Annotated in this window: 7 protein-coding genes; 1 reads left to right on the forward strand and 6 read right to left on the reverse strand. The window is 37.3% G+C overall.

All coding sequences use genetic code 11. The annotated features are described in order from the left end of the window. Nucleotides 1-9: 9 nt before the first annotated feature. From AC3QLY_RS15155 to AC3QLY_RS15165, 3 genes are all read right to left on the reverse strand, one after another. A complete protein-coding gene (locus AC3QLY_RS15155; RefSeq protein ID WP_492989982.1) occupies nt 10-984 on the reverse strand; it encodes a pectinesterase family protein in 975 nt (324 codons plus the stop codon). Between the two features lie 94 nt (nt 985-1,078). Beyond that, a complete protein-coding gene (locus AC3QLY_RS15160) occupies nt 1,079-2,800 on the reverse strand; it encodes a RagB/SusD family nutrient uptake outer membrane protein (RefSeq protein WP_492989984.1) in 1,722 nt (573 codons plus the stop codon). Nucleotides 2,801-2,922: 122 nt separating this feature from the next. Then, the gene (locus AC3QLY_RS15165; protein WP_492989986.1) at nt 2,923-6,132 is read right to left on the reverse strand and encodes a SusC/RagA family TonB-linked outer membrane protein; all 3,210 of its coding nucleotides are present in this window, start codon (nt 6,130-6,132) and stop codon (nt 2,923-2,925) included. A 176-nt stretch (nt 6,133-6,308) separates the two neighbouring features. On the opposite strand from AC3QLY_RS15165, the gene AC3QLY_RS15170 reads away from it, so the two are divergent. Beyond that, a complete protein-coding gene (locus tag AC3QLY_RS15170; RefSeq protein WP_492989988.1) occupies nt 6,309-6,848 on the forward strand; it encodes an acyl-CoA thioesterase in 540 nt (179 codons plus the stop codon). Between the two features lie 22 nt (nt 6,849-6,870). On the opposite strand, the gene uxuA is transcribed toward AC3QLY_RS15170, so the two are convergent. The 3 genes from uxuA to AC3QLY_RS15185 form a co-directional block, all read right to left on the reverse strand. Next, complete coding sequence (gene uxuA, locus AC3QLY_RS15175) at nt 6,871-8,043, reverse strand: mannonate dehydratase (RefSeq protein ID WP_288096361.1); 1,173 nt, start codon at nt 8,041-8,043, stop codon at nt 6,871-6,873. 252 nt (nt 8,044-8,295) lie between these two features. Further along, nucleotides 8,296-9,930, reverse strand: coding sequence for an endo-1,4-beta-xylanase (locus AC3QLY_RS15180; protein ID WP_074419266.1), 1,635 nt, complete (start codon nt 9,928-9,930; stop codon nt 8,296-8,298). A gap of 26 nt (nt 9,931-9,956) precedes the next feature. Next, a complete protein-coding gene (locus AC3QLY_RS15185; protein WP_492989990.1) occupies nt 9,957-11,738 on the reverse strand; it encodes a RagB/SusD family nutrient uptake outer membrane protein in 1,782 nt (593 codons plus the stop codon). Between the last annotated feature and the right edge of the window lie 14 nt (nt 11,739-11,752).

Below are 11,752 nucleotides of genomic sequence, written 5' to 3' on the forward strand. Positions count from 1 at the left end.
TGGTGTTTTTTATTGAATTGAATGAAGGTATGCATGAGGAGGATGCCAGCTACCGAAAATATTTTTTAGTGTAAATATTGCAGCTTCCTGTTGAGATAGTTGGCGAACCCAAGGGTAACGTTTTTCAGGCAAGGCACCGGGTCCAACATTTTGGAACTCAGCAAATCGGGCAGTTTTTTCATTTGCTACATTTTTCCAATTATTCCATCCACCGGGAATAATATGAGCTCCTATATAACAATGCAAATAAGTAACACTTGCATAAGGTTGCCAAGGCCTGCCCAATGATACATTGTGCAATGAACTATCTGCTAACAAAGTACAATTTCTAAATACAAAACCAAAGGGTAATTCCTTGGGTGTAGAGGCAGCGGAAACATGTGAATTTTTTTTACTGAAAATAGTGCAACTATCAAATACTGCTGTTGCAGGTCCGAAAATAAAATCGGTTGTACCTTCAATATAACAATTTCTGTAATATTGTCTACTACCCGGCCCGCTACAAAACAATACATCCTGAAAACCGGTGATTGAACAATTATAAAAAGCCGCACAATCGGCATAAACAAATAAAGCTACTGCCTGTCCGGCATAAAAACCTGCATTATTTTCAAAGTGAATATTTTCTGCAGTAAAGTGGTTGGCATAAATAAAAAAACTAGCCGAAGTCCAGGTATTAATGGTATCACCATTCGCTAAATGCATACCACTATGATTATTGTAAGTTACTAACACATCATTTTTATCCTCTCCTTTTAAGGTTACAAATTGTTTACCGCTGTCTAAAATCAACCTTTCTTTATAAACCCCTTTTTTTACAAGAATGGTAACGGGTTGGGTATTGTTACAAGGAATGGCATTAAAAGCATCTTGTATGGTTGCATAATTTCCTGAACCATCTTTAGCCACCACTATACAATTTTGCTGTGCTAAGGCAAAGCAACTGCACATACAAGTTAGTAAAAGTAAGATATATGTTTTCATATAATACAATTCAATTATTTAAAAAAGGCCGCTGTGAACAGCAGCCTTTAAACGGTATAATCCAACTAATGAAACCACACAATATTCAATATGATTAATAACCCGGATTTTGCGAAAGATTATAATTTGCATCCCTGGCCGGTTGTGGTATAGGTAACAACTCAGATTTATTGGGTGTAAAACCTGTAGCAAATCTGGCCAAGGCTGTTGTTGCTATTGCACTGCTAACCCAAGTAATTTTAGTGGTATTGGCTGGTGTAGTTGATGGGGCGGGTTTATACAATGAATTGGCCCATATGGTATAATCATCACCGGTAGCAGTTTTGTAATAGTACATAGATTTGGGTAAGTTGGCATAAACACCACTAGAAGTAGACATGGCCGTTAATGCATTTTTGGTATTGGTTAGTACAGTATTGATTAAATTCCAACGAATTAAATCATATTTACGAACACCTTCTGTTCCTAACTCTAAAGAACGCTCTTTAACAATGGCATTAAAAAAATCAGATTTACTTAAACCGGCAGGCAAATCTACTGTAGCATTGGGTGTATTGATTGGTTGGCCATATCCTCTTCTTCTAACCATATTTACTGCATTATAAGCAGCGGCAGTAGGGCCGTTTAATTCATTTTCAGTTTCAGCAAACATCAATAACACATCTGAGTAACGCAAAATTTGCCACTTTAAACCCAAGTATTGGGTTTTATCTGTAGGAGAAATGGGCGGATTTGAAATCCAATCCCTACGGTACTTACCATCATTAATGGCAGTAATTGTTTGACCTGTTTTAGTAATTCCGTCTGCATTTACAATATAAGGTGCACAAGTAACGTCTCTTCTTAAATCTGTAGAATCGAACAAATAAAAATAGGTAGGTAAAATATTAATGCTTTTATTACCATTACCATTTACAGTAGGCCCGTCATAATAACCTAATTTACTATCGGCAGTGCCATTGGCACCAACAGCAGATACCTGAAACATAAGTTCTCCATCCGGATCGCTAACAGCACGGGCACATACATAATTTTTGAAAAGATTTTTATAACTGGGATTTAAGTTATGCTGGCCGGAGGTAATAATATCATTACATTCATCATGTGCCATTTGGTAATAGGTAAGATAATCAGTACTGCGCTCCATTTGCCCGGATGAATTTCGCAAAGAATAGCCCCCTCTAAACAATGCAATTCTTGCTCTCAACCCTTTTACTGTTCCTTTGGTAATTCTTTCATCCATAGGATCTCCGATGGATGAAAGTTCATTTCTCCATGGCACTATATCTTCTGCAGTTTTTAAATCAGTTAATATATGGTCGTATAAACTATCGCGATTTACTCTTAAAGGAAAAGGGTTAGCAGCTGCCACCTGTGAAGCAGGTAAAAAATCAGCCGGCAAATCGCCCCAGTTTCTAATGGCTTCAAAATAAAACTGTGCACGTAAAGTCAATGCCTCGCCGTACATACGTTGTAATTCTTTCTTTTCTTGATCGGTACCATTTTTATATTGGGGCATGGTTGGAATATTGGCTATACAAATATTTGCATATTCAATTCCGGTAAATAACTGACGAAAGGGTTTATCTAATTGTGCATTTCCGGGTGTTGCCTGATAGCGAGCAATATCTCTTCTATCATTATCTCCATTCCCCGTTGGGCCCTGCGTTTCATCATTATCTACTGTATAATACAAACTTAAGCGAATACCATAACCCTGGTCGCCGGAAAGTTGTGCATATACACCGGCCAATGCCTGATAAGCATGCGGAACATCACTAAACACTACATTGGTGCCATATGATGTTATGGGCATTTGGTTTAAAAATTTTTTGCAAGATCCAACAAACAATGCAGCCATTACCAATACTGCTATTGTAAAGTAATAATGAAATGATTTTATGCGCATAGTACAAGTAATTTAATTGTATAAACAAGTTAAAATATTACGTTAACACCAAAAATATAGGTACGACTTTTAGGAAATGCTGAATAATCTAAACCAGGAGTTGTTGGATTACTACTAACACTCACCTCCGGATCATATCCTGAATAACCGGTTAAAGTAGCTACATTATTTAAAGTAGTATAGAACCGTAAACGATTAATTTTTAGTTTACGTAAGGTTTTGGGTGCTATGGTATAACCTAAAGTAATATTATTGATTCTTAAAAAAGATCCATCTTCAATTGCCCAAGAATGCAGGTAAAAGGCGCCACTGCTGGTTAAGGGGCTCCATATTCTTGCATTTGCATTTAATGCTGCTAACTGTGTAGGATCTTTTACTACATTACCATTGGCATCAATATTAGTGAACCGATTATTCATGATGGCCAGTAGATTTGAGTTTGGAACATATCCATTCGAAAATTCAATTTTATTGGCATTGTATACACTGTTGCCATAAACAAAATTCACAAAAATACTCATATCAAAATTTCTATAAGTGAATTGCTGGTTCAGTCCACCAAAAAACTTAGGTTGAGAATTGCCTAAAATTTTACGGTCATGATCTAAATCAACTACTCCATCACCGTTTAAATCTTTCAGTTTTAACATACCGGGTTGCGGTGGCCCTACTATGCTGGCATCACTTACTACACCTTGTTTTAACGTGTAAGTTTGGGTAGTAGCATTATAATTAAAATCACTTACTTTATAAAAACCATCGGTTACAAATCCATACATGGCACCAACAGGCGCACCTACTTGTATAATATAATCAGATGGCTGCCCTGATACACCCCAACCGGCACTTTGCAGGAAGGATGTTTGCCCGGTTCCCAATGCCACTACCCTGTTTTGGTTAAAGGAAATATTAAAATTAGCATTCCAGGTAAAATTCTTTTTTTGAATGACCATACTGCTTAACTGAAATTCAACTCCTTTATTGGTTGTTTTACCAACATTCTGTAGTTGGGTTGCATAACCATAAGTAGAAGCTACCGGCACGTTCAACAATAAATTTTTGGTAGAATTGGAATAGTAATCTACTGAAAACTGAATTCTATCATTGAACATCGACAAATCTAATCCCAGGTTTTTATTGATAGTGGTTTCCCATTTCAATAGTGGATTTACTAAGCTGGCTGAAGTATAACCATAAATGGTTTGATTGTTGATGCCATAATAATTTACATTGTTATTAAATGCATCTAAATACAAATAATCTGCAATTCTGTTATTACCAACTGCACCGTATCCTACCCTCAGTTTCATATCATTAATAAACTTCACAGATTTCATAAAGTTTTCTTTCTTAATGCGCCATGCAGCAGATGCGGCCGGAAAATAACCCCATCGTACATCGGGTGCAAATTTGGAGGAAGCATCTGCCCGCATATTTACAGAAAACAAATACTTTTGTTGGTACGCATAATTAATGCGCCCAAAGAAAGAAAGAGAGGTATATTTTGTAATAATTTGTTTGGGATAACCTGTAAAACTGGTGCCTAAAGATAAATCATTAAAGGCTTTATCAATAGGTGTAAAAGTGGGGATGTTTTTGAATAAATCGTAAGTAGATTCTGTTCTTACCTGATAAGTTTCCTGCCCTAACAAAACATCAATATCATGCTTGCCACCTAAATTTTTAAGCGAATAAGTAAAAACATTTGAGTTATTGATAGATGTGCGATTGCTGGTATCTAATTCAACCACCGGCTTAGCACCACCTTGTATAATAGAAACAGGGCTAATAGAATCGCTGTATTGGCGATTGATATAATGATTATAGTCGTATCCGAAAGTAGAACGGAAGGTTAAGTTTTTGGTAATTTGATAACTAACGTAACCGGAAATATTCAAACCATCAGTTGATTTTTTGCGGTATTCAGCATTAGATAACGCAATGGGGTTGACTAAAAACAACCCGTTTCCGGTACTGTTATCTACTAAACTGGGGTCAATAACATCGGGAGTTGTAATATTGGGTGATAAGAAAGGCCTGTATTTTACTGTATTACGCAAACGGTTATATGTTGATCCATTGGGAGAAGATGTACCGGCACCATACACATTTTGGTTCAGATAACGAAAAGTGGCACTCATTCTTATTTTCTTTCCAATTCTTTGATCTACTCTTAAATTAATGAGGTTACGGTAATAGTTAGAATTTAATACCACTGTTTTATCGGTATTATTGGTATAACTTAAATTAAAAGTAGTTTTACTGTTTCCGCCATTTACACTAACATTATTGCTTTGCATCATACCATTTCTGCCCAACACTAATTTCTGCCAATCTACCGGTGCAATACTTTTATATACTGATAAAGTATCCCAGGTTGTTCCATAGGTTTTTGCAAATGTGGCACTATCGGTTGAATTTGATCTGGAACGCTCATAATTCCATCGAATAAATTCCCAGGGACTCATAACGGGAAGTTCTTTGGCTAATTTTTCTAAACCAATAAACCCGTTGTACGACATACGGAGTTTACCCTGTCTTCCGCCTTTTGTTGTAATAATAACTACGCCATTGGCACCTCGTGCGCCATAAATGGCAGTAGCTGCTGCATCTTTCAATACATCAATACTTTGTATATCTTGTGGCGCTAAAGAAGCTAAAGCATTTTCAATTTGTACCCCATCAACAATATATAAAGGAGAATTATCTTGTGTAATAGAACCACCGCCACGAACACGAATGGTAATATTTGCATCTGGTGAACCCTCAGAACTGGTAATTTGAACCCCCGCCAATCGTCCTGCTAATGCCTCGGCAGCAGAATTGATGGGAATATCTTTTAAATCTTTCGCTCCGACAGAAGATACAGAAGCCAATAAATCTTTACGTTTTACGGTTTGATAACCAATTACCACTACTTCATTGCCCGCATCATTCGTTCTGGTAAGGTGTACTGAAATATTGCCGGCGGCATGCACATCAACCGTTTTAGTAGCATAACCAACATAGCTGATCAATAAACTGTTTTTATCGCCATCATTAAGAACAGATAAAGTAAAATTTCCGTTATTATCTGTTTGAACACCTTTCTTTGAGCCTGCAATGACAACGGATGCACCGGCTAAAGGTTCATTATCCTCACCCACAACTCTTCCTTTAATTTGTCGGGTAGATATTTGAGAGAAGGCAGTAAAGCATACAGACAAGAGAATACATACAAGTGTGCCAATTTTTTTCATACAGCAATTTGTTTTTAAAACATACAACAAAAAAAGCCGGGTATTTATAACCCTTATTTAGCAATCGTTTAAAGCATTTGGTACTTCAATACTAATTAGATATTTCGTGTTGGCATAGCATTAACAATTATTTTTTTACGCAAACGTTCCCGATAACGATGGAGTTGATAATGCACATGACAACGAAACCTGCTTCTATCTTTTTAGCATCCATTCAACTATACCACTACTTACATTTATTTTTCCAGTTCAATGAAATATGTTATTTTGATCAAAAAAATATGGAGGGCTTTTTTAAAAATGTTACAATCCGTTGGAGTGATCTGGATCCCAATTTTCATGTAAGACATAGTGTTTATTATGATTGGGGTGCTTATGTAAGAATTTGCTATTTGAACGAAACCGGTTTAACGCCACAATTACTTTTGCAACACCATCTTGGTCCTATTCTTTTTAGAGAGGAAGCCATTTTTAAAAAAGAAATTCATTTTAATGATGTGATTTATGTAAATGTGAGCATGCGTTCAGCAACAGCAAGTGGTACCCGTTGGAGTTTACAACATGAATTACTAAATAAAAATGGAACTTTACATGCCATTATTAATATAGATGGTGCCTGGATGGATACGAAAGCACGTAAATTAACCGAACCACCTGAAATTTTTCTTCAAAAATTTTTAGCAATGCCAAAAACAGAAAATTTTATGCTTTTGTAATTGTTTGAAAACAATATGATATTTAGCTGCGCGATATAGCCAACTCTAATCCTCTTAATTCCGCCAAACCTCGTAAACGCCCTATGGCTGAATAACCGGGATAAGTTTTCTTTTTCAAATCATCCAACATTTGATGCCCATGATCAGGACGCATCGGTATACTTATTTTTCGCTGTTGCATAACTTGCCACAATGCTTTTACAACAGCATACATATCTACATCTCCTTCTAAATGATTGGCTTCATAAAAATTACCATCCGCATCTCGTTTTGTGCTGCGGAGATGAATAAAATGGATATGACCTGCAAAACGCTCAATCATGGCTAATAAATCATTATCAGCCCTTACACCAAATGATCCGGTACAGAAACAAATACCATTGGCAGATGAGGGTGCTGCTGTCAGTAAATCTGCCACATCGGCTTCAGTGCTTACTATTCTGGGCAAACCAAGCATCGGGTAAGGTGGATCATCAGGATGAATAGCCAATTTTAAACCTGTCGATTCGGCAACCGGAACAATTTGCTGCAAAAAGTAAAATAAATTTTGCTTTAATTTTAAAGCGTCAATCGCTTTATATTCCTGAAGTGCTTTTAAAATTTGTTTGGGTGTAAACCTTTCCTCACTTCCGGGCAACCCAAGGAGGGCATTATTAAAAAGTGTTTGTTTTTCTTCCTCATTCATTGATTGAAATGTGTGCCATGCATTTTCTTTTTCAATAGCTGTATATTCTGCTGCTGCACCGGGCCTTTGCAACATAAATAAATCAAATGCAATAAAAGTCAGTCGGTCAAAATACAAGGCTTTACTGCCATCGGGCATGGTATAATTTACATTTGTGCGCATCCAGTCTAATATGGGCATGAAATTATAGGTAATTACCTCTAAGCCACATTGAGAAAGGTTTTCAAGGCTTTTTTTATAATTAGTAATGTATACTTCGAAATTTCCTTTCTGTTTTTTGACAGCCTCATGCACGGGCAAACTTTCTACAACAGTCCATTTAAGGCCAACAGCCTCAATCATCTTTTTTCTTTCCAGAATGGCATCAACAGACCAAACATCACCTACCGGAATATGATGCAGTGCCGTTACTACACCGCTACAGCCGGCTTGTTTGATATCTTGTAAACTTACAGGGTCAGTTGGACCAAACCAACGCATGGTTTGTTGCATGAAATATTGTTGATTCATAGATGAACAGGAATTATTTTATAAAATATGCCGATGAAGAATCACCGGCAGTTACTAAACGACTACTTATGCATAAAGATAAAGCGATAAGGAGTTTTGTACACAAAATTTTTGGGGGAGACAATTCAACTACTATTTGTTTTATTGAATATTGTTTGTAAGTAAAAGATAAGCTAACAGGCAAAGGGGGTTTGTTGCCATGTTAACTTATCTTACTTAATATATGCACGGTTAAATCATTTGCATGAATTATTATTGTTGTGCTTTAAGTGCATTTAAAAATCCACTATATGCAGGTTTTCTTGCAAAATTGGCATCAAATAATAATGGGTTATCAACTTTTTTCTGAGATGTGATAATCCAACTTTCAGGATCATCAACGCCCCAAACTGTAATGCCATAGCGTTGCGCTTTGGGAATATATTTTAAATAAGAGTTTACAACATAATTATACATATCTGCCTGATAGCCATAAAATAGTGAGGTTGGCATAAATCCGGTTTTATCATTCGGATTAATACGAACATCTAATTCTGAAATTCTAATCAATAAGCCGGTAGCTGCCAGTTTTTGGAACATAGCATCAATACCTGCATAACTGGTATTCCAGGCAATATGCATTTGTGTTCCAATGCCATCTACTTTTGCACCATTTGCTTTTAAAAATTTAACATACGAAATCAACGAATCTAATTTTACTGAATTAGATTCTAAACCATAATCGTTTATGAACAATAATGCATTAGGATCTGCCGCTTGTGCGTACTGAAATGCATGCAGGGGATAAGTATTTCCCATATAATTTGACCAAACCAAAACATCCGATCCTGTTATGGAAGTATTACTGTTATTGCGCAATGTACCATTATCGGCAAATAATTCATTGATAACATCCCAGTCTTTTACCACTCCTTTATATCGGGTAACTGTATTGGTAATAAAATTATTGAGTGCCGAATCTAACTTCACCGCAATTTGCGAGCCTGATGGCGCTGCTATTACCTGCTTTACACTGGCATTATCAATATAATAGGTATTAGCGGCTTGCCCCATGTCAAACAAAATTCTGGTTTGAGGTGAGTTTGCAGTGATTGTCCAGGTAATTAATTGCCAGCTTGTGCCAATGGTCTGATCTCCCTGATATTGGGCAGAACCACCGCCACTGGTTTGGGTAGAAAGACGGATAGAACCACCCGCAGCTGCTGCATATACCCAATAAGAAACGGTATATTGATGACCAACCGTTGTATTAAACAAATCACTGGCTACCTGAACTTTCCATTGACTACCGGGGTTGGCAACAGGATTAACCACCATCATTGCACGTGTGCCACTATGCACTTGACTCGGGGTTGTTGTTACAGAAATGGTAGCACCGTTAGATGCATTATAAGTTGACCAGTTACTAAAAGAAGTTGCATTACCCAACTCAAAACCGGGATTCGCCAGTAATTCAGTTGCTGCAGGAATTGTAATACCAGCATAACTTTTTAAGTAAGTAGCGTTTTGGTTTTGATGCCAGCCTAAAGTATGTCCATAAATTTGTAAACCTGCATTTACACATGCATTCACCAGTGCATCTGTATTGGTATAATTTAAACTACCATCATTTTGAACAATAGCGCCATGCTTCATTTGATAACCAAACGTTACACTATTTGCTTCCCGGGTAACTGTTCCGGCATAAACCGGATTATTCAACATAGGGGTGTAATCAATTGCCAACCCAAACGGAAAACCATCTGCTGTGGCTGCTGTTTTAATCAATCCGAATGTATCTGAATAATTGCCCGGATTCATAATATTATTTACCGGAACCTTTTTGCAGGAAGATAATCCTGCATAACAGCAAATCGGCAAGGCTATATAAAGCAATACTTTTTTCATATAATTTGTTTTCTTATTAAAAAAAATTAATACCCCGGATTTTGATATTGTGCCCTATTTGCATCAGCAGTAGCATTCAACTGACTTTGGGGAATAGGCCTGAGTGTATGAAATGGTTGAATATTTGCGGCACCATCCGGATTATACAATTGTACACGCTGCACCAATTTACCGCGCATGGCCAGATCGGGCCATCTTAGGCTTTCGCCGCATAATTCTCTGGTTCTTTCATCTAAAATAAAATCAAGTGTTACCTGCGATGCATTGATATCCATTGCAACTACACGGGCTGATAAGTCGGATGCAGATAAACCGGGCCTGTAAGCAGCTCTTTCCCGAATTACATTGATAAGTGTAACTGCCTGATTAACCTTTCCGGTTTGAAAAGCAGCCTCAGCAGCCAATAAATACAATTCAGATAATTTTGCAACAGGAAATGGGCGTCCGCCCTCATCATTGGCCTGCATTTTTTTACTGTCTTCATATTTGCGTAAAGAAGGATAAATATTTTGGGTGGTGGTACCTCCAATAATATAAAACTCTCTCGGAGCAATTACCCTGTAAGGTTTTGGAATGGCATTCATAGAATCGGCCATTGCATTGGTATATGCCAAAACAAAAGCGGTATCACCTACATTAAAACCGCCACCTGCCTGGGTTGCCAGCCATACCGTTCTAAAGCTGCCATCATATCTGCTATCATTCAATTTATCAGCAAAAGCAACATTATATAGCCATGCTGTAGGGCAAAACCTTCTAATTGGCCTGCCATATAATACAGTTCTTGTTGCACATGGCGTAGTAGATGAATTTGCCTTAGGTGATTTAACCGTAGTATAATCGGGAGTAAAATCATTGCTTGCATCTACACCTTTACCGCCTCCAATGCCTGATGGATTACCTACTTCATTATCGTTATTATCACCCGGAATCCTTTCAACAGAGTATAAAATTTCCGGATTATATTCATTCCCTTCTCTATTCACATCAGCAAAATTTTGCAGTAAAGATGTTCCGTACTTAGCCTGATTATTAATTACTTCCATTGCGGCATTATAAGCATTTGCAAAATCAGAACTTTGTTTTGCGGCAGAGTATGCTCTAAAAATATAGGTTCGTGCCAGCATTAAATAAGCTGCCGCTTTTGAAAGTTTGAATGTATTGGCCGGGCGCTGGTCGGGCAAGTACTGTGTAGCATAGGTAAAATCATTAATCATAGCCTGATAATCTTTTACCAGCAAATCGGCGGTAGGTAAGCGATTAAAACCTTGATATGGAGTTGCGTTAAAATGCAAATCGCCTGCACCTAAATCAGTAGGTACTGCACCAAATTGTTCAACCAATAACAAATAGTATAACCCACGGAGAAAATGCGCCTGGGCAACAATTCCATTACGAATGGTGGTATCCATGTTTACAGTTGGGGCTAAATCAACCACTGCATTGGCTAAATTAATATTGGAGTAATTTCTGTTCCAAGGCGTCAATATGGCGCCGTTAGAAGCATCTAACGTATAATTACCTAACGTTAAATAATCAGCAGTACCACCGGCACCGGTTCTTGGCTGGTCTGCATAGGTCCATTCATCTGTTCCGTCACAGGTAATACCTACTGCACCTTCTGGGCCGTAATTAAAGCGCATACCGGAGTATAAAGCATTAACAGCACTTTGTAATCCGGTAGGTGTTTTAAAATAATCTACCGTAAAAACTGTGTAAGGGTGCTCTTGTAACTTTTTACTACACCCAACACTTAACATAGCAACCAAAGCAGCTGGTATGACTGAAATTTTATACAATGATTTCATATATATTATTTTAA

Source organism: Hydrotalea sp. GW822-HT8A01, from assembly GCF_058798575.1.